The following is a 19,292-nucleotide window of genomic DNA, read 5'->3' as shown; positions in this document are numbered from 1 at the left end:
GCCACGGCCATGTCCTCACCCAACCCCTTTGTGGAAGGCATCTCCGACGCGGTCGGTTTCGTGGGCGGCTCTTTGGCGGGTTATTGGGCAGGCCAATTACTCGGCTGGAACATCTTCAGCGCGGGTTATGACAGCGCCAGCATGGGCGGCATCTTGCTGGTGGGTCTGGGTGGTGGCGCAGGCCTGCACCTGGCCCGCTACTGGCGTGCCCGACAAAAAGCCAAAGACACAGACGAGCCCACATGAGCCGTTGGATCGCGCCCACCACGCTTTTAGGCCAGCACGTGCGCCTGGAGCCACTGTCGATGGCACACCACGACGACCTGCTTGACGCCGTGCGCGATGGCGAGCTTTGGCAACTTTGGTACACCGCCATTCCATCACCCGAAGGCATGGCGGCTGAAATCGAGCGTCGTCTGAATTTGCAGGCGGCAGGCAGCATGTGCCCCTTTGCCGTGATCGACCCCGCATCGGCCCGCGCCGTGGGCATGACCACTTACATGAACATCGACGCGGCCAACCGACGGGTTGAAATCGGCTCGACCTGGTACCGCCAGAGCGTGCAGCGCACCCCGCTCAATACCGAAGCCAAGCGCTTGCTGTTGGCCCATGCCTTTGAACAGCTCCACTGCATCGCAGTCGAGTTCCGCACGCATTTTTTCAACCAGACCAGCCGCCGCGCCATCGAGCGCCTGGGTGCCAAACTCGACGGCGTGCTGCGCAGCCACCAGATCAACCCGCATCCGATGGCCGCAGGCAACCTTAGAGACACCTGCGTGTACAGCATCATTGCCACCGAATGGCCCAATGTGCGCGCCCACCTCGACTTCCAGTTGAGCCGCGCCAGACCCCAGGAGTCCCGCGCATGCTGATCGACTTCTTCTACACCCTGCGTGCCGCCAAACTGCCGGTCTCCGTACGCGAATACCTCACGCTGCTCGAAGCGCTGCAAGCCAATGTGGTGGGCCCTGCGTCAGACGCCTGCAGCATCGACGACTTCTACCACCTGGCGCGCACGGTGATGGTCAAGGACGAAAAGCACTTCGACAAGTTCGACAAGGCCTTTGGCGCTTACTTCAAGGGCGTGGAGATGCTGACCGACTTCACCAAGGAAGTCCCGCTGGAGTGGCTGGAAAAAATCCTGCAAAAGGAACTCACGCCCGAGCAAAAAGCCGCCATCGAAAAGATGGGCTGGGACGAGCTGATGGAGACGCTCAAGAAGCGCCTCGAAGAACAGAGAGAGCGCCATGAAGGTGGCAACAAATGGATTGGCACTGGCGGCACCTCACCGTTTGGCAACGGTGGCTACAACCCGCAGGGCATCCGCATTGGCGGCAAGGGCGGCAACAAGAGCGCCGTCAAGGTCTGGGATCAGCGTGCCTACAAGGACTACGACGACCAGCAGGAGTTGGGCACGCGAAACATCAAGGTGGCGCTGCGCCGACTGCGCCGTTTTGCGCGAGAAGGTTCGCAAGAAGAGCTGGACCTGGACGGCACCATCCGCAAGACGGCGGCCAATGCGGGGTACCTGGACATCCTGATGCGCCCTGAGCGCCACAACAATGTGAAAGTGCTGCTGCTCATGGACGTGGGCGGCACCATGGACGAGCACATTGCGCGGGTGGAAGAAATGTTCTCGGCTGTGAAGGCCGAGTTCAAGCACCTGGACTTTTATTACTTCCACAACTGCGTCTATGACTTCATGTGGAAGAACAACAAGCGCCGCTACGCCGAGAAGTTCCCGACCTGGGACATCCTGCGCAAATACAACAAGGACTACAAGCTGATCTTCATCGGGGACGCGACCATGAGCCCCTATGAAATCCTGCAAAAAGGCGGCAGCGTCGAATACAACAACGAAGAAGCCGGGGCCGAATGGCTGCAGCGCCTCACGCACACCTTCCCCAAATTCGCCTGGATCAACCCCGAGCCGCAAGGCGTATGGCAATACCGCCAGAGCATCTCGATCATTCAACAACTCATGAGCAACCGCATGTTCCCACTGACCCTCAAGGGACTGGAAGATGCGATGCGTTTGTTGAGCAAGTAAATCGGCGACGCAAAGGTATCCGCGCTACGCCTTGTAAAATCAATCGTTGGCCACCGTAGTTCAATGGATAGAACTCTCCCCTCCTAAGGGAGTGATACAGGTTCGATTCCTGTCGGGGGCACCACACCAATTGCCCCGCGTGTGCGCAGTCAACCCCGAATAGGCCCCACCGCCACCAGGCGCTGAATAACGCGACGCAAGGGGACCGAGCGTGTGGTCTTGGCCAGGGTTTTCAGGCTGTAGCGGTGACCGGCCGGCAACACATGCAACTGAACCCCCAGCATTTCAATCTGCTCCAGAGTCTCCAGCTCGTTCACATTCGACTGCATCTGCGAGGGGTCCACCAAGGTCACCGTGCCTTTGCCGATGACCTCCATCGCTTCGCCCCGCTCGATCACCAAAGCAGTGTCTTCGTCGATGCCCACGCCCAGCAAATCCGGGCGCATGGCCAAAGTGGACAACAGACGTGCCAGCCGTCTGCGCTCGGAGAAATGTTGGTCCACCACGGCTTGCGACAACAAACCCAGACCGATGTCGGTGTCCACCGCCTCCTTGCTGGGCCGTAAAACCGCAGGCCCTTGAGCGATCATATGGCGCGACATGACCGCTGCACCTGCACTGGTGCCACCGATGCAGCAACGGTGAAGGTGAAAAGACTGGTGCAGTGACTGGTAGGCCGGGGTGTCCCACAAAGTGTCCATGAGTTTGGACTGGTCGCCGCCGCTCATGAAAATGCCGTCGGCTTGCAAGATCTCGGTTTGCAGTGAGGCAGCGTGGGCACTGTCCCGGTCATCGATGGCCAGCCGTTGCACGTCTTCCACCCCGATGGACCTGAATGCATTTTGGTAGCTTTGCCAAACGCCCTCGGGGTCACCGCTGGCCGCGGTGATGACACGGATGCGGGCCTGGCTGCCACCGCAATAGTCGGTGAATTTGCGCAAGATGAGGCGGTCCTGCAGCCGGTCTTCGGCCCCGCCCACGATCACCAGACGTGAAATTTTGGGGGTTTGGGCCCATGCGGGCCGTCCCGCCAGTGCAGCCGCCCCCAAAGCCGTCACACCGCCTAAAACATCTCTTCGGTTCATGGGCGCACTCTAACCCATGGCGCGGATTCGCCTTGTGCGCCAGCGCATGCTCGCAGTTTTTTCAGCCAAGGGGCCCAGTCGCCCGATCAACCTTCCACAAACACCCGCGCTTTGCGGGGTGTCAACACCAGGGTTTCGCCTTCCTTGAAGTCCTGCTGGCGGTACTGCGAGGCCGACAACTGCGCCTCGATCACGGCATCTCGGCCAAACATGCCCGCTTCCACAGGCTCTAGTTCCAGCCGAGCCACCGGACCCACGACGATGGCGCGTGTGAGCTTGGCCACAATGCCGGTGTGGGCGCTGCCCGGGGCATAGCGGGTCACATCCAGATCGTGCGGTCGCACATAGGCAAAAGCCTTGGCGTCCTGCACCTGGCCATGCTCCGGGCTTTCCAGACGGATGGCGTGCTGGTCGGCACCGATCAGCATCTCGCCTTCGTGGGCGCGGCCATGGAACAGGTTCACATCGCCCAAAAAGCCATACACAAAGGGGCTGGCCGGTTGGTCCCACACGTCTTGCGGCGAGCCGATCTGCTCGATGTTGCCCTTGTTCATCAGCACCACGCGGTCAGCGACTTCCAGCGCTTCTTCCTGGTCGTGCGTCACGAAGATGCTGGTGACGTTGAGCTCGTCGTGCAGTCGGCGCAGCCAGCGGCGCAGCTCCTTGCGCACCTTGGCATCCAGGGCGCCAAAAGGCTCGTCGAGCAACAACACCTTGGGCTCGACCGCCAATGCGCGGGCCAGCGCAATGCGTTGGCGTTGTCCGCCCGACAGCTGCGAGGGGTAGCGGTCGGCCAGCCAGTCGAGCTGCACCAGGCCCAGCAGTTCGTGGACTTTGCGCTGGATTTCGGACTCGCTGGGGCGCTCTTTGCGGGGCTTGACGCGCAGGCCAAAGGCCACGTTTTCAAACACCGTCATGTGGCGGAACAAGGCGTAGTGCTGGAACACAAAACCCACTTGGCGTTCACGCACATGCACATGGGTGGTGTCTTCGCCGCTGAAGGCGATGGTGCCCTGGTCAGCGGTCTCCAGGCCCGCGATGATGCGCAGCAGCGTGGTTTTGCCGCAACCCGAGGGACCGAGCAGCGCGACGAGTTCGCCCGATTCGATGTCGAGGCTGACGTTGTTCAGTGCGGTGAAGTCGCCGAACTGCTTGTGGACGTTACGGATTTCGATGCTCATGTTTTCAACCGTTGTCGATGGAGGTTTCAGGCGATGGGCCGCTCGGGCGGCGTGTCGGCAGCGGCCTTGAGCTCTTGCGCGTGGCGCCATTCGATGACCGACTTGATGGCCAAAGTCACCAGCGCCAGCAAGGCCAGCAGCGAGGCCACAGCAAACGCCGCTACCGACTGGTATTCGTTGTACAAAATTTCCACATGCAGCGGCATGGTGTTGGTCTGGCCCCGGATGTGACCGGACACCACCGACACCGCGCCGAACTCGCCCATGGCGCGGGCGTTGCACAAGATCACGCCATACAGCAGCCCCCATTTGATGTTGGGCAAAGTGACACGCCAGAAGGTCTGCCAGCCGGTAGCGCCCAGCACAATGGCCGCCTGCTCTTCATCGCTGCCCTGTGCTTGCATGAGCGGGATCAGCTCACGGGCGATGAACGGGAATGTGACAAACACCGTTGCCAAAATGATGCCTGGGACCGCAAACACGATCTTGATGTCGTGGGCCAGCAGCCAGGGGCCAAACCAGCCCTGTGCGCCGAACATCAGCACGTAAATCAAACCCGCCACCACGGGCGACACCGAAAACGGCAAATCGACCAGCGTGGTCAAAAGCGATTTGCCCTTGAACTCGTACTTGGCAATCGCCCAGGCTGCGGCCACGCCAAACACCAGATTGAGCGGCACCGCCACCGCGGCGGTGATCAGCGTCAAGCGAATCGCTGACCAGGCGTCTGGCTCCTTGAGCGCTTCCAGGTAGGCGTCCAGCCCTTTGCGCAAGGCTTCGGTGAACACCGCCGCCAAAGGCAAGACCAGGAAGAGGAACATGAAAACCAGCGCGGTGCCGATCAGGCTGTAACGGATCCAGCGGGCCTCGGTGGTGCCCGCCTGCACCTTGTTGGAAGTAAGGGTCTGGCTCATGAGGACACTCCCGAACGGCGGCGCTGCCAGGTCTGCAAGGCGTTGATCACCAGCAGCAAGACAAACGAAAAGATCAGCATGACCAAGGCCACGGCGGTGGCACCGGCATAGTCGTATTGCTCGAGCTTGCCGATGATGATGAGCGGCGTGATCTCGGACACCATGGGCATGTTGCCCGCGATGAAAATGACCGAGCCGTATTCGCCGATGGCGCGGGCAAACGCCATGGCAAAACCCGTGAGCAATGCAGGCGCAATCGACGGAAAAATCACCCGCGAGAAAGTCTGCCAGCGGGTTGCGCCCAAGCAGGTCGCGGCTTCTTCGAGTTCTTTTTCGGTGTCTTCCAGCACCGGCTGCACCGTGCGCACCACAAAGGGCAAGCCGATGAAGATCAGTGCGATCACCACGCCATTGGGGTTGAAGGCGAGCTCAACACCCAGCGGCTCCAGGTATTGGCCGATCCAGCCATTGCCCGCCAGCAGCGCGGTGAGCGAAATGCCCGCCACCGCCGTGGGCAAGGCAAAGGGCAAATCGACCAGCGCATCGACCACCTTTTTGCCAAAAAAGTCATAGCGCACCAGCACCCAGGCCACCAGCAAACCAAACACCACATTGACCAAGGCCGCAATCAATGACGCCCCAAAGGTCAGCCGGTAAGACGCCATGACCCGGGGGCCTGTGACAGCCGCCCAGAACTGGTCCCAGGTCAAGGTGAAGGTTTTGAACACCAGCGCCGACAAAGGGATCAGCACGATCAGGCAGAGGTAAAAGAGGGTGAAGCCCAGGGTCAGGTTGAACCCGGGCAACACCTTGGCTGGCGCCCGCCGTGGGGCGGGTGCCGCGATGGACAAAGCACTCATGGGGGAAACTTATTTGACGGTGTAGATCTTGTCGAACTGACCGCCGTCGTTGAAGTGCACCTTCTGGGCATCGGCCAGCGAGCCAAACACTTCGTTCACGGTGAACAACTGCAAAGGCTTGAAGGTCTTGCTGTATTTTTTGAGCACGGTTGGCGAACGCGGGCGCAGTGCGTGCTTGGCCGCGATCTCCTGCGCTTCTTCGGAATACAGGTAGTCCAGGTACTCCTTGGCCAGGGTGCCTGTGCCCTTCTTGGCCACGGTGCGCTCGACCACGGCGACCGGGTTCTCGGCCACGATGCTGATGGACGGGTGGATCGCATCCACTTTGCCTTCGCCAAACTCGCGGTCCACCGACACGACTTCGGACTCGAACGTCACCAGCACATCACCGATGTTGCGCTGCAGGAAGATGGTGGTCGCATCGCGCCCGCCCTTGGCCAGCACCGGCACGTTTTTGTAAAGCTTGCTCACAAAGTCAGCCGCCTCGGCGTCCGAGCCGCCCTTCTTCTTCACATAGCCCCAGGCGGCCAGATAAGCCATGCGGCCATTGCCACCGGTTTTGGGGTTGACCACGATCACCTTGATGCCGGGCTTGACCAGATCGTCCCAGTCCTTGATGCCTTTGGGGTTGCCGTTGCGTGTGAGGAACAGCATGGTGGAGGTGGTGGGCGACGCGCTGTGGGGAAAGCGCTTGGTCCAGTCCTTGGCCACCACACCGGTGCTGGCCAGAAAGTCCACATCGGTGGTGGTGTTCATGGTCACCACATCGGCGTCCAGGCCGTCGTTGACGGCACGCGCCTGGGCGCTGGAGCCACCGTGGGCCTGGTCGATCTTCACGTCCTTGCCGGTGGTCTTTTTGTAATGCGCCACAAAAGCGGCGTTGTAGTCCTTGTAGAACTCGCGGGCCACGTCGTAGGAAGCGTTGAGCAAGGTCTGGGCGCTGGCCGACAGACCGGACAAAGCCAGCGTGGCGGCCAAGGCGATGAGGGTGTGTTTTTTCATGGGGGATTCGATTTGGGAAACAGAGGGGCTGTTGAACGCGCCCATCGCAACGATCGGCACGTATCCAGTCATGGCTGCGATTGTGGGCGCAGCCACTGCTTTCTCAAACGAATCATTTGTTGTTTGCTTATATCTGCAAACAGATAAAGGCAAACACCTGTAGCTCAGGCTCAGGCCTGCGCAGGCGCAAATGCATCCCAGGCCGCCCAGGCCTCGGACGCGTACATCAGCGCAGGGCCACCGCCCATGTAGACGCACACCGCCAGCATTTCTTCCAGCTCCTGGCGTGTGCAGCCCAGACGGCGCAAAGCCTTGACATGGAAGCCGATGCAGCCTGAGCAATGCTGGGTGATGCCGATCGCCAGGGCCATCAGTTCCTTGTGTTTTTCGCTGATGGCGCCTTCGGCCATGGCCGACTTGGCCAGCTGGCCAAAGCCCTGCATCGCCTCGGGCTGCGCCTTGCGCAAGCCACCCATGGCCTGGCTGATGTTCTGGATCAATGCGGGGTGATCAAAGGTGCTCATGTGTGTTGCTCTCCAAATGACAGCGCCCATTTTCAGGGCTGCAAGGCCGCGTTGACCGCCTGCAGCTGCGGCACATCGAGTTGCCCGGCCATGGCATGCAGACGCAGCTGCGCCATCAAGGTGTCGATCTGCCCTTGCAGCCAGGCCAGCTCGGCGGCGCTGGCGTCGGTTTGTGCGTTGAGCAGATCCAGCGTGGTGCGGTCACCCACCTGACGGCCCAGCCGGGTCGCGTCCAGCCGCGCCTGGCTGGCCGTGCGGGCTGCATCGAGCGCGGCCAGACGCGCCTGACCGCTTTGCACCGCTTGCCAAGCGGCTCGGGTCATCTGGGCCACCTGCTGGCGACTGCGCTCGAGCTCGGCACGGGCTTTGTCGTGCAGGTGCACGGCCTCTTGCAGCTTGGCGCTGCGCCAGCCACCGGTGTAGAGCGGCAGATTCAGCATCAAACCCACCATCTGCTGACTTTGCGTGTTGCTGGCTGCGCCGAAGTCGCCCGAACCACCGAGCCGCTCACGCGAGGCTTGTGCCACCAGGTCCAGCGTGGGCGAGGCCGATGCGCGGTATTTGTCGATGTCCTGCTGCGCCGATTGAGCCTGGGCTTGTTGCAGCTTGAGCACCGGGCTATGGTGCTCGGCACGCTGCAGCCAGGTGGCCAAGGGCTCGATGACCTGCCCCGTGACCACGCGAACCGGGGCTTGCAATTGCAAGTTCTCGGCAGCCCAACCGGTCACATCGGCCAGCACCTGCCGCGCCATGTCCAGCGCATTGCGGGCGGCAATGGCCTCGGCCGCCAAAGCCTGCGCACGCGCCTGAGCTTCGTGGGTGTCGGTGATCGGCGCATCACCCAAGGCAAAGCGGTCTTTCGCCTCGGTCAGGGCCTGGTTCACCGCCTGCTGTTGTTGCAGCACCAGCGCGAGTCGGCGTTCGGCCTGCACCACATCCATGTAACGCTGTGTGATCTGCAGCATCCAGTCCTGTTGGTTCAGCTGCCACTCATGCTCGCTGGCCTGTGCGGCCACTTGCAGCTGGGCCGCTTGGGCTCGGCGCTCCGGGTTGTACAGCGGCTGTCTGGCATTCAGGGCCCAGCGGGTGGCGGTTCCGCCGTTGATCGAGGTGCTGAAATTGGCTTGGTCAGACAGGCCTGAATTGAGCGCAGAAAACTGCGCCCCATTCATCTGGCTCTGTCCGTTGGCCCAGCCCGCGCTGGCGCTCAAACCCAGGTTGGGCCGCCACAAAGCAGCCGCTTGTTCGCGCCGTGTCGCGCCGGCCGCACGACCCGCTTCACTGACCGCGCCTTGCGGGTCATGCTGGCGAGCAGCCTGCCAGACTTGCAACAGGTCGGTGGCCGGGGTGGCTGTGGCGCCCAGCGCCAGCACAGCCCCCGCCAGCAGCGTGCGTGGGTTCATGTGATTCTCCGCTTGGGCTGAAGGCAGATCAGCAGCCAGGTTGTACGCCGAATTTACGCAGAATGGATTCCATCAGGCACCACTTCGTCAGCGCGCTTTGCAACAGGTTGGACCCCACAAAGGCGGTGAATGCCAGCCACCAAGGGCTCACAAAGATGGGGCTGCCTTCGATGCCCAAGGCCAGCGACAAGAGGATGAAGGTGCCTGCGACGAGGCGGACGATTTGCCAGGATTTCATGGAAGTTCTCCTAAGGGTTGACGAAACTCAAGGGGTGCTCTCGTACTGACGGCGGTAGGCCGCGTAGTAGAGCGTGGGGATCACGACCAGCGTGAGGACGGTCGAGACAAAGATGCCGAAGATCAGCGAGATGGCCAGACCGTTGAAGATCGGGTCGTCCAGGATGAAGAAAGCGCCCAGCATGGCCGCACCGCCCGTGAGCATGATGGGCTGGGCACGGGTGATGGCCGACTGTACGATGGCCTGCTTGAAAGGCACGCCCTCTTTGACCTGCAGGTGGATGAAGTCCACCAGCAAGATGGAGTTGCGCACGATGATGCCGGCCAGCGCGATCATGCCGATCATGCTGGTGGCGGTGTATTGCGACTGCAGCAGCGCGTGCCCGGGCATGACACCGATGATGGTCAGCGGAATCGGCGCCATGATGATCAGCGGCGTGAGGTAAGAGCCAAACTGCGCCACCACCAGCAGATAGATCAGCACCAGGCCCACCGCATAGGCCGCGCCCATGTCGCGGAAAGTCTCGTAGGTGATCTGCCACTCGCCGTCCCACTTGAGGGCGTAGCCGCGCCAGGCGTCGGACGGCTGATTGATGAAGTACTCGGTCAGCGCCTGGCCATCGGGCGTCTGAATTTTTTGAATGGCGCTGCGCATCTGGAACATGCCGTACAGCGGACTGTCCAGTTTTCCGGCCATGTCGGCAGTGACAAAGTTCACAGGCAGCAGGTCTTTGTGGATCACGGGTTGCTCGCGCTCGCTGTCGGTCACGGTGACCAGCTCGCGGATCGGCACCAGCTTGCCCGATGCGCCGCGCACCGTCAGCTGCAGCAAGGCCGACAAGTCGCCATGCCGCTCGGCGGGCAACTGGATCAAGGCCGCAGCGGGGTATTTGCTGCCGTCATGCAGGTAGGTCGCAGCCTCTCCGGCCAGGCCCGCACGCAAGGTGGTCACGATGGCTTGCTGTGGGATGCCCAGAGCCGCGGCCTTGCGGCGGTCAACCAGCAGCAGTTGGCGGGGAGCGGCGGCAATGCTGCTATCGTCCACATCCACCACGTTGTCGGTCTTTTCGAAGATGGTGCGCACCGCCTTGGCCACCGTGCGACGGCCTTCGGCGTCAGGGCCGTAGATTTCGGCCACGATGGGGGCCAGCACGGGCGGGCCGGGGGGCATTTCGACCACTTTCACGTTAGCGCCCAGGCGCTGGCCGATGGCCTGCAAGGCCGGGCGCAGGCGCGTGGCGATCGCGTGGCTCTGGTCCTTGCGCTGACTCTTGTCCACCAGCTTGACCTGCATGTCGCCCACCTCGCCGCCTGAGCGCAGGTAGTACTGGCGCACCAGACCATTGAAGTTGATCGGCGACGAGGTGCCCGCGTAAGCCTGGTAATCGGTGACCTCGGGCTGCTGCGCCAAGTAGGCACCCAGCTCGCGCATGACGGCGGCGGTTTCTTCCACCGGCGTACCCACAGGCATGTCCACCACCACCTGAAACTCCGACTTGTTGTCGAAGGGCAGCATCTTGAGCAGCACCAGACCCGTGGCCGGCAGCACCAGCGAAATCGCAATCAGCGCGGCAATGCCCAGGCCCAGCAGCTTTCGGTTGCGCCCGCCTTGCTCGTTGTGCAGCAAGGGCGCGAACACGCGCTCAAACAGCGGCCCCAGCTTCGCTGCTAGGCCCGTCGGCGCGGCGTGGGCATCCCCTGCGTGCGAGGCCTTCATCCAGATGCGCGCCAGCCAGGGCGTAACGACAAAGGCAATGACCAAGGACAGCAGCATGCCCATGCTGGCATTGATCGGGATCGGGCTCATGTACGGGCCCATCAAACCGCTCACAAAGGCCATGGGCAAGAGCGCGGCGATCACGGTGAGCGTGGCCAAAATCGTGGGACCGCCCACTTCATCCACGGCACCGGGGATGATCTCGGCCAATGTCTTACCCGGGTACAGCTGCTGGTGGCGGTGGATGTTTTCCACCACCACGATGGCATCATCCACCAGAATACCGATGGAAAAAATCAGCGCAAACAGCGACACGCGGTTGAGCGTGAAGCCCCAGGCCCACGAGGCGAACAGCGTCACCGTGAGCGTCAGGATGACGGCCGTGCCCACGATCGCCGCCTCGCGCTTGCCCAGCGCAATGAACACCAGCGCCACCACCGAGGCGGTAGCAAACAGCAGCTTCTGGATCAGCTTTTGCGCCTTGTCATTGGCCGTGGCGCCGTAGTTGCGCGTCTCGGCCACCTCCACATCCGCCGGGATCACCGTGCCGCGCAACGAAGCCACACGGTCCATCACCGCATTGGCCACGTCGATGGCGTTTTCACCCGGTTTTTTGGTGATGGCCAAAGTCACAGCGGGGTATTCGCCGCCACCCGCAGCCTGACCCAGTCCATGCGTCACATAGCGTGTGGCGGGCAAGGGACCTTCTTCCACTTTGGCCACGTCTTTCAGGAACACGGGGCGGCCACCCTGCACACCCACCACCAGATCGGCCACATCGCTTACTTGCGACAGGAAAGGCCCCGCCTCGATGCTCACGCTCTTGTTGCCCGCGATCAGCTCGCCCACGGGCAGCCCCGAGTTGGCCGACTGCAAGGCCATGCGCAGATCGCTCACCGTGATGCCAAAACCGGCCATGCGCTCGGGCTCGATCTGCACCAGCACGGCACGCTCGGGGCCGCCGAGGGTCTGCACGTCCTGCGTGCCTTTGACGCGCTTGAGGTCGACCTCCATGCTGTGCGCCACGCGCTCCAGGCTGTAGGCACCGGTGTCGGCGCTCTTGCTGAACAAGGTCAGCGTGACGATGGGCACATCATCCACGCCTTTGGGTTTGATCAAGGGCTCCATCACACCCAGGCCCTTGGGCAGCCAGTCGGCGTTGTCGCGGATCGTGTCGTGCAAACGCACCAGGGCTTCGGAGCGCGGCACGCCCACCTTGAACTGCACTGTGAGCACCGCCACACCCGGACGCGACACCGACATGACGTGCTCCACGCCCACGATGCGCGAGAGCACCTGCTCGGCCGGCACCGCCACCATCTGTTCCACATCGCGCACGGCCGCACCCGGGAAAGGCACCAGCACATTGGCCATGGTCACGTTGATCTGGGGTTCCTCTTCACGCGGTGTGACCATCACCGCAAAAATGCCCAGCAGCAAAGCCACCAGGGCCAAGAGCGGCGTGATCTGCGCGCTCTGGAACAGGGCTGCGATGCGGCCGGAAATGCTCAATGAGGTGTTCATGTTGTGGGGCCCGTTCATGTCCAGGCCCTTTCAGCGCACCGCGGCCGCCAGCTGCGGCTCGGCAGCCACTTTGTCGTCTGCACGCAGGCCGCTGAGCACCTCCACCCGATCACCCGAGGTCTGGCCCAGTCGCACCTGGCGCAGGCTGGGCTGTCCCTGGGCATTGATCACGTAGACCCCCGTCATCTCCGCCCGGCGCACGATGGCGCTGGCGGGCAAATACAGGCGCGGCGCCAGAGATTTGCCATTGACAGCACCTGGCAACCAAACCCGCGCAAACATGCCCGGGGCCAGCCCCTCGATGCCAGCGGGCAAACCCAGACGGACCTGACCGGTGTGCGTGACCGGGTCCACTGAGGGCAGCACCTGCACCTGCTGCGGCACTTGCGGCGTGCTGTGGCCCGCCACACCAGGCAGTTCATAACGGACCGCCTTGGGCTGGGCACCCACCGACGCCAGCATAGCCTGAGGCACCGCCGCCGTGACGCGCAAAGCCGACGGATCGTGCAGGGTGATCAAGGCTCGGCCCGGCATGGCCATGTCACCCAAAGTAACTTGCACATCGCTCACCACACCGGCATAGGGCGCGTTGACGATGAAAAAGCCCGACTGCGTTTGTGCGGCCTGGGTCTGGGCCTGCAAGGCTTTCACCTGGGCCTTGGCCGCGTCCCACTGGGCTTGTGCACGCTCAAAAGCGGCCTGGCTGATGTACTGCTTTTGCAGCAGCTGTTTTTGACGTGCCAGTTCCTGGCTGGCCACAGCCAGTTGGGCCTGCGCCGCCTCAACCTGGGCCGTGGACCCCACCACGCCTTGCTGGGCGGCACGCGCATCGATGCGCAGCAACTCCTGCCCGGCCTTGACCTGATCGCCCGCCTTGACGCGCAAGGCCACCACCGCACCGGCCACCTGGGTGGACAAGGTGGTCTGGCGGACCGCCTCGACCACGGCATCCAGGCTGCTGTCGGCCTGACCCGCGGCGCTGCTTTGCACCGCGATCACCTTCAAGGACGCCGCATCGGCGGCCATGGCCGTGCTTTGCCCCCAGAAGGATGTGACAAGGGATACACCCATGGCCAAGGTCAGCAGGGAGGAGCGTTGCATGGGTTGGTCCTTTATCGATTGTTATTTGCTTATTTAACTGATTGCTTGATTTTGCAATGATACAATAAAAAATACAACACGGTCCATCCACCCATGAAACAATCCCCCCAACCTCAGGAGTGCACCCCCATGGAACAGTTGCCAGAAGGCGCGTTGGTGGAAGTTGCGGCCTACTTCCAGGTGCTGGCCGAGCCCACGCGCTTGCAAATCCTCAACATCCTGCGCTCGGGTGAGCGCAATGTGGGCGAGCTGGCCCAGATGTGTGGCTTCACCGCCGCCAACGTTTCACGCCACCTGGCCTTGATGACCCAACAAGGCCTGGTCGAGCGCGAAAGCCGCGGCACCAGCGCCTACTACCGCATCGCCGATCCTTCGATCTTTGCGCTGTGCGACCTGGTCTGCGGCAACATCGCCCGCCAAATGGAAAAGTCGGCCGGACGGCGTGCTGCGTTCACATCGCTGTCCTGACCCTGAAAGGCTAAGTGCCCCGCGCTGCGGCGTCGGTGCGGCGCCTCACCTGGCGGCTGTGGTGGGCTTTCCGGTATGCCGCTGGGGTGAGCGGTCACCGCTGATGCCGAAGCCCCTGAAAAAAGCCCGCAAGGCGCGAACACCTGCGGGCTTGGGTCAACCGTCAAGACGGTGCTGGACGGTCTGACACACGTTCACTTCTTGCTGTAAATCTGATCGAAAGTGCCGCCGTCGGCAAAGTGGGCTTTGTCGGCTTTTTCCCAGCCACCAAAGGCCTGGTCGATGGTGAACAGCTTGAGCTTGGGGAACTGCTTGGCGTATTTGGCCTGGGCCTTGGGCGAGATCGGGCGGTAGAAATTTTTGCCAGCGATGTCTTGGCCTTCGTCGGTGTAGAGAAATTCCAGATAAGCCTGCGCCACTGCGCGGGTGCCTTTGCGGTCCACGTTTTTGTCGACCACGGTCACCGCAGGTTCGGCCAGGATGCTGATGGACGGGTAGACCACGTCGATCTTGCTGCCAAACTCCTTTTCCAGCAGGTTGGCTTCGTTTTCCCAGCTGATGAACACATCGCCCTGCGCACGCTGCGCAAAGGTGATGGACGAGCCCCGCGCCCCGGTGTCGAGCACGGGCACGTTTTTATACAGCGCGGTCACAAAGTCTTTGGCCTTGGCTTCATTGCCATATTTGCGCTTGGCAAATTCCCAGGCAGCCAAATAGTTCCAGCGAGCCCCGCCCGATGTTTTGGGGTTGGGTGTGATCACGCTGATGCCCGGCTTGACCAGGTCGTCCCAGTCGCGGATGCCTTTGGGGTTGCCCGCACGCACCACCAGCACGATGGTCGAGGTGTAGGGCGAGCTGTTGTGCGGCAAGCGCTTTTGCCAGTCTTTGGGGATCAGGTTGCCGTTTTTGTGCAGGGCGTCGGTGTCACCGGCCAAGGCCAGGGTGGCCACGTCGGCGTCCAAGCCGTCAATGATGGAGCGGGCTTGTTTGCCCGAGCCGCCATGCGACTGCTTGAAGCTCACGTCTTGGCCAATTTTGGCTTTCCAGTGAGCGGCAAAGGCCTTGTTGAATTCGACGTACAGCTCACGTGTGGGGTCATAAGACACGTTGAGCAGGCTGATGGGCGCTTGCGCTTGCACAGTCAAACCCGACAAGGTCAAGGTCAGCAGCGCGAAGAGTTTGAGAACAGGGCGTTTGGTTGTCATGAGGTCACTCCAAAAATACACATCAAAAAGCTGATGGCATGGATTCTGGAAGTGATCCGTTAAAACTCAAACGACTGTTTTTCTATTTCTTAATGCGGTAAATATCTATAAAGACCAACCGCATGGTTGGCGCGCAGCCAGACGCATCAAACCAGCAGCTGGTCGTCCGAACGCAGAGCACCTTTGTTGTCGCGCCAGCCGACGGTGAGCTTGTCGCCCGCTTTGGCTTTTTTGAGGGTGAATTGCAAATAGGGGTTGCGCGAAACACCCGGGCCCCAGTCGGCCGTGAGGACCGGTTTGCCGTTGAGCTGCACGGTCACCTGGTCGATATGCCAAGCAGGCACCAGTTTGCCCGCTGCGTTCTTGCGTTGGCCGGACTCCATCTCGTGGGCCATGCGCATGCGCACAAGCGCTGAATCGCCCTGAATTTGCACCCGGATGCGCGTGGGCTCAGTGGCGCGTTTGGCATCCACGTTGTCCGGGGTCTCGGACACGGCCCCACAGCTGCCCAGCACCACCTTGACGTCTTTTTTGGCAAACAGGGCCCGGCCATCAGCCAGGATGACCAGGGCGTACACCGCCGAGGTCTGGGCCATCTTGGTGTGCACGGTCAAGACGGTGTCGACCAATTCGCCGGACTGGAAAACAGCGATCAGCGGCGTGGGGTTCTTTTCGACAAACAGGGCGATGCGCTCGACCCCCGGCAAAGATGTGCCGATGTCCACCGGCACAGCCGCCCCGTTTTCGGCGTAATCCAGGGTATTCAGGCGCACATCGGCGCTGGCCATGACCGATTTCGCCCCCAGGGCCTTGGCCACCTGAGCCAAGGTTTTGGCCTCGAAAGCGGGCGATGCCGCCACGGCCAAAGTGGGCCATGCCCCCAACGACGCGCACACGCCCGCTGCAGCAGTGCCTTGCAGCAGCTGGCGGCGGGTGTGACCGGGCGTGTGGTGGATCGGCATGCAGGTCAGGCCAGGGTGTCAGCCCAGATGTTGCGCGCCCAGGCCAGTGCGTAGTGACCTTCGACGGCATTGGCCGCGCTCGACAAACCGCCCGAGCCAGGCACGGTGAGCATGGTTTTTTGCGCGGCGTCGTAACGGTGCACGCTGGCCACATGCACCACCTCTTCAGCACTAACAAAGCTGTAGCAGGTGTTGTTGTAGATCGGCAGGGTGTTCACCGGCTGGTCGGTGAGCAAGGCCACCACGGCCGCCGCACAGGTCTTGCCGTGCTGGTTGGCCATGTGGCCCGACTTGGGCATGCCCGGTGCAATCTGGATCGAGTCGCCCAGCACGTGCACGTTTTTGGCGACCTTGGATTCGAAGGTCAAGAAGTCCACCTCGCACCAGCGCTTGTTGGCCGTGGCAAGACCCGCGTTGACCGCGATGTCACCGGCACGCATGCCCGGGATGACGTTGAGCACATTGGCCTTGACGTCGTCGTTGAACTCGAACTTCAAGGTGTTGGCTGCCACATCGACGTCGCTCAGCTGGTGTTTGCTGCGGTAGTCGATGATGCCTTTGTAGCGCTCGGCCCAGGCCTTCTTGAACAAAGCCCCTTTGGAGGTCACGTCGTCGTTGGCGTCCAGAATCAGCACCTTGCTCTTGGGCTTGGCTTTGCTGAAGTAGTCGGCCACCTGGCAGGCCCGCTCGTAAGGGCCGGGCGGGCAGCGGTAAGGCGCCAGCGGGATCGCCATGGCGAACACGCCGCCATCGGGCATGGCTTCGAGTTGCTTGCGCAGCGTGAGGGTCTGAGCACCCGCTTTCCAGGCGTGCATGACCTTGTCTTTGGCGCCAGGCTTGTTCATGCCGGGCAGCGCTTCCCACATGAAGTCCACGCCGGGCGAGACGATCAGGCGGTCATAGGTCAACTCGGCACCACCAGCCAGCTTGACAATGCGCTTGTCGGCATCGATGCTGTTGACCCGGTCCTTGACGATCTGCACGCCGTGGCGCTTGGTCAGGTTGTCGTAGGGCGTGGTGATGTCGGCCATGGTCTTGCTGCCGCCGATCACCAGGTTGGAGATGGGGCAGGACACAAAGACCTCATTGGGCTCGACCAAGGTAACCTGGATTTTCTGTCCGGACCACATGCGGATGTACTTGGCGGCCGTGGCCCCCGCGTAACCGCCCCCGATCACCACCACCTTGGGGCCGCTATCACCCCCCACGGTGGCACAACCCGACACCAGGCCCATGGCCCCCAGCGCAGAACCGGTCTGCAAAAATTGACGACGTTGCATGGCGATGTGTCCTTATTTCTTTTGCGCGGCAAAATACCCCGCGATGGCGCTGATCTGCTCGTCAGAGTAGCCCTTGGCCAGTTGGTGCATGAGGGTGGCGGTGGGCACGCGGCCGGCCTTGTAGTCGAGCATTTTCTGCACGATCAAGTCCTTGGGCACACCGGCCAAAGCGGCCATGCCGGGTTGGGCATGGCCATCGGTGCCGTGGCAAGCGGCGCAAGAGGCCGCCCAACTGCGCACCTGGGCAGCATCGGCAGACTGCGCCTGCGACGCAGCTGCGGCCATCCAGACGGCCGATGCCAGAAAAAAGTGGTGAATCTTCATGGTTTTTCCTTCGGAATGGTCCCAATGGGGGGGGGATTGTCGTGTCAATGCAATGCCGCAGTGAGCTGTGAGCACATGGTCCGGCACAAAGCGACCACCTGTTCATTGGCGATGCGGTAATAAATCTGCACCCCCTCACGCCGTTTGCCCAGCACACCCGCCACAAACAGCGTGTTCAGGTGCTGCGACATGTTGGGCTGGGTGGTGGCAATCTCGGCCAGCAATTGCCCCACGTTTTTTTCACCGTCGCACAAAGCGCTGATGATGCGCAGCCGCATGGGCGCCGACATGACACGAAACACCTCGGCGGCCTTTTCAAAGACCGCATCGGATTCGGCCAGGGCAGGGCCTGTGCGGGGGGCGGGGTTTGCGACCATGGTTTTTTGCTCGACCTGGACCCGGATCGGGTGCTCAAATGTGGAAGCTTCGCATTCTGGCGGGGTTTGTGGCCATTTCAAACCAATCATTTGTTGTTTGCTTATGCACAAATGAAGATATGACGCCGATGGGGAGCCTGCCCCCTCCCACAAGGGCCATGCGCTCACCGGGATTGAAGAAAGCTCACAGGGCGTTCAGGGGTATCTTCAAATAGGCCACGCCATTGGTCTCGGCCGGGGGCATCTCGCCCGCACGGATGTTGACCTGCACCGCAGGCAGGATCAAAACCGGCATGGCCAAGGTGGCATCCCGGGCGGTGCGCATGCGCACAAAGTCGGCTTCGCTGGTGCCGTCTTTCAGGTGGATGTTGCCCGCACGCTGCGCCGCCACCGTGGTTTCGTACTGCACGGCCCGCCCCTCGGGCGGGTAATCGTGGCACATGAACAGGCGGGTTTGCGGCGGCAGACTCAGGATTTTTTGCACCGACGTGTACAAGGCCCGCGCATCACCCCCCGGGAAATCACAACGCGCCGACCCCACATCGGGCATGAACAGGGTGTCGCCGACGAACACGGCGTCGCCCACCTGGTAGGCCATGCAAGCCGGTGTGTGCCCAGGCACTGACATGGCCTGTATCTGCAAGCTCCCCACGGGCAAGCTCTCGCCGTCGGCCAGCAAACGGTCAAACTGGCGGCCGTCCACCGCAAAGTCGGGCTCCAGGTTGAAAACGCCCTTGAAAACTTTTTGCACAGCCGAGATGTGGGCCCCAATGGCGGTTTGGCCGCCCAGCTGCGCTTTCAGGTAGGGCGCTGCGCTCAGGTGGTCTGCGTGGGCGTGGGTTTCCAGAATCCAGGCCACCTGCAAACCCTGGCTGCGCACGTAGTCGATCACCTTGTCGGCCGAAGCCGTGCTCGTGCGCCCTGACTTGGGGTCGTAGTCCAGCACCGAGTCGATGACGGCGCACGCCCTGCCCTGCGGGGCATGGACCACATACGTCACCGTCCAGGTGCCGGGGTCAAAAAAACCACGCACCTCGGGTCGGGCGGTCAAAGCGTCTGAAGGGTTCATGGCAATCGT

20 protein-coding genes, 1 tRNA gene and 1 pseudogene are annotated in these 19,292 nt (G+C 62.0%); 5 read left to right on the top strand and 17 right to left on the bottom strand.

Going from position 1 to position 19,292, the window contains the following annotated elements; translation table 11 throughout:
- Positions 1-9 precede the first annotated feature (9 nt).
- The 4 genes from B9Z34_RS07820 (at position 10) to B9Z34_RS07805 (ending at position 2,174) form a co-directional block, all read left to right on the top strand.
- Positions 10-246, top strand: coding sequence for a hypothetical protein (locus B9Z34_RS07820; protein ID WP_108427557.1), 237 nt, complete (start codon positions 10-12; stop codon positions 244-246).
- Entirely contained in the window at positions 243-872 is a 630-nt protein-coding gene (locus B9Z34_RS07815) for a GNAT family N-acetyltransferase (RefSeq protein ID WP_108427556.1), read from the top strand. Before B9Z34_RS07820 ends, B9Z34_RS07815 begins: the two co-directional genes overlap by 4 nt.
- The gene (locus B9Z34_RS07810) at positions 866-2,050 is read left to right on the top strand and encodes a VWA domain-containing protein (RefSeq protein WP_108427555.1); all 1,185 of its coding nucleotides are present in this window, start codon (positions 866-868) and stop codon (positions 2,048-2,050) included. The genes B9Z34_RS07815 and B9Z34_RS07810 overlap by 7 nt, the downstream gene beginning before the upstream one ends.
- Before the next feature lie 49 nt (positions 2,051-2,099).
- A tRNA-Arg gene (locus tag B9Z34_RS07805) sits at positions 2,100-2,174 on the top strand.
- Positions 2,175-2,199: 25 nt separating this feature from the next.
- Here the strand turns inward: B9Z34_RS07805 and B9Z34_RS07800 are convergent.
- The 10 genes from B9Z34_RS07800 to B9Z34_RS07755 all read right to left on the bottom strand — a co-directional run bounded on the left by B9Z34_RS07800 (position 2,200) and on the right by B9Z34_RS07755 (position 13,598).
- The gene (locus tag B9Z34_RS07800) at positions 2,200-3,135 is read right to left on the bottom strand and encodes a cyanophycinase (RefSeq protein ID WP_108427636.1); all 936 of its coding nucleotides are present in this window, start codon (positions 3,133-3,135) and stop codon (positions 2,200-2,202) included.
- A gap of 86 nt (positions 3,136-3,221) precedes the next feature.
- Entirely contained in the window at positions 3,222-4,316 is a 1,095-nt protein-coding gene (locus tag B9Z34_RS07795; RefSeq protein ID WP_108427554.1) for a sulfate/molybdate ABC transporter ATP-binding protein, read from the bottom strand.
- 26 nt (positions 4,317-4,342) lie between these two features.
- Positions 4,343-5,230, bottom strand: coding sequence for a sulfate ABC transporter permease subunit CysW (gene cysW / locus B9Z34_RS07790; protein ID WP_108427553.1), 888 nt, complete (start codon positions 5,228-5,230; stop codon positions 4,343-4,345).
- A complete protein-coding gene (cysT, locus tag B9Z34_RS07785) occupies positions 5,227-6,090 on the bottom strand; it encodes a sulfate ABC transporter permease subunit CysT (RefSeq protein ID WP_108427552.1) in 864 nt (287 codons plus the stop codon). The genes cysW and cysT overlap by 4 nt, the downstream gene beginning before the upstream one ends.
- A gap of 9 nt (positions 6,091-6,099) precedes the next feature.
- Positions 6,100-7,092, bottom strand: a complete 993-nt coding sequence (locus tag B9Z34_RS07780; RefSeq protein ID WP_108427551.1) for a sulfate ABC transporter substrate-binding protein — start codon at positions 7,090-7,092, stop codon at positions 6,100-6,102.
- A 170-nt stretch (positions 7,093-7,262) separates the two neighbouring features.
- A complete protein-coding gene (locus B9Z34_RS07775; RefSeq protein ID WP_108427550.1) occupies positions 7,263-7,616 on the bottom strand; it encodes a carboxymuconolactone decarboxylase family protein in 354 nt (117 codons plus the stop codon).
- A 32-nt stretch (positions 7,617-7,648) separates the two neighbouring features.
- A complete protein-coding gene (locus B9Z34_RS07770; RefSeq protein ID WP_108427549.1) occupies positions 7,649-9,019 on the bottom strand; it encodes a TolC family outer membrane protein in 1,371 nt (456 codons plus the stop codon).
- A gap of 28 nt (positions 9,020-9,047) precedes the next feature.
- Positions 9,048-9,257 (bottom strand): DUF2892 domain-containing protein, encoded by a 210-nt coding sequence (locus B9Z34_RS07765; RefSeq protein WP_108427548.1) that lies wholly within the window; start codon positions 9,255-9,257, stop codon positions 9,048-9,050.
- Between the two features lie 27 nt (positions 9,258-9,284).
- Positions 9,285-12,497, bottom strand: a complete 3,213-nt coding sequence (locus B9Z34_RS07760) for an efflux RND transporter permease subunit (RefSeq protein ID WP_108427635.1) — start codon at positions 12,495-12,497, stop codon at positions 9,285-9,287.
- 30 nt (positions 12,498-12,527) lie between these two features.
- A complete protein-coding gene (locus B9Z34_RS07755) occupies positions 12,528-13,598 on the bottom strand; it encodes an efflux RND transporter periplasmic adaptor subunit (protein WP_108427547.1) in 1,071 nt (356 codons plus the stop codon).
- A gap of 129 nt (positions 13,599-13,727) precedes the next feature.
- Here B9Z34_RS07755 and B9Z34_RS07750 point away from each other — a divergent pair, with 129 nt between their 5' ends.
- Complete coding sequence (locus B9Z34_RS07750) at positions 13,728-14,066, top strand: metalloregulator ArsR/SmtB family transcription factor (protein WP_108427546.1); 339 nt, start codon at positions 13,728-13,730, stop codon at positions 14,064-14,066.
- Positions 14,067-14,260: 194 nt separating this feature from the next.
- Here the strand turns inward: B9Z34_RS07750 and B9Z34_RS07745 are convergent, their stop codons facing one another.
- The 7 genes and pseudogenes from B9Z34_RS07745 to B9Z34_RS07720 form a co-directional block, all read right to left on the bottom strand.
- Positions 14,261-15,271 (bottom strand): sulfate ABC transporter substrate-binding protein, encoded by a 1,011-nt coding sequence (locus B9Z34_RS07745; protein ID WP_108427545.1) that lies wholly within the window; start codon positions 15,269-15,271, stop codon positions 14,261-14,263.
- Between the two features lie 146 nt (positions 15,272-15,417).
- Positions 15,418-15,744: a thiosulfate oxidation carrier complex protein SoxZ gene (gene soxZ / locus B9Z34_RS14720; protein WP_255417451.1), complete on the bottom strand. Its 327-nt coding sequence runs from the start codon at positions 15,742-15,744 to the stop codon at positions 15,418-15,420.
- A gap of 39 nt (positions 15,745-15,783) precedes the next feature.
- Positions 15,784-16,233: pseudogene (locus tag B9Z34_RS07740) on the bottom strand (thiosulfate oxidation carrier protein SoxY); the annotation flags it as partial.
- Positions 16,234-16,238: 5 nt separating this feature from the next.
- Positions 16,239-17,513, bottom strand: coding sequence for an FCSD flavin-binding domain-containing protein (locus tag B9Z34_RS07735; RefSeq protein ID WP_108427544.1), 1,275 nt, complete (start codon positions 17,511-17,513; stop codon positions 16,239-16,241).
- Between the two features lie 12 nt (positions 17,514-17,525).
- Positions 17,526-17,837, bottom strand: coding sequence for a class I cytochrome c (locus B9Z34_RS07730; protein ID WP_108427543.1), 312 nt, complete (start codon positions 17,835-17,837; stop codon positions 17,526-17,528).
- A gap of 44 nt (positions 17,838-17,881) precedes the next feature.
- Positions 17,882-18,214 (bottom strand): helix-turn-helix transcriptional regulator, encoded by a 333-nt coding sequence (locus tag B9Z34_RS07725; protein ID WP_108427634.1) that lies wholly within the window; start codon positions 18,212-18,214, stop codon positions 17,882-17,884.
- 184 nt (positions 18,215-18,398) lie between these two features.
- Positions 18,399-19,283 carry an MBL fold metallo-hydrolase gene (locus B9Z34_RS07720; protein WP_108427542.1) on the bottom strand — a complete coding sequence of 295 codons (885 nt, stop codon included), beginning with the start codon at positions 19,281-19,283 and terminating at the stop codon, positions 18,399-18,401.
- Positions 19,284-19,292 lie beyond the last annotated feature (9 nt).

Origin of the sequence: Limnohabitans sp. Hippo3 (assembly GCF_003063665.1) — a bacterium.
Classification (GTDB): domain Bacteria; phylum Pseudomonadota; class Gammaproteobacteria; order Burkholderiales; family Burkholderiaceae_C; genus Limnohabitans_A.
This window is presented reverse-complemented; position numbering and strand designations above follow the sequence as displayed.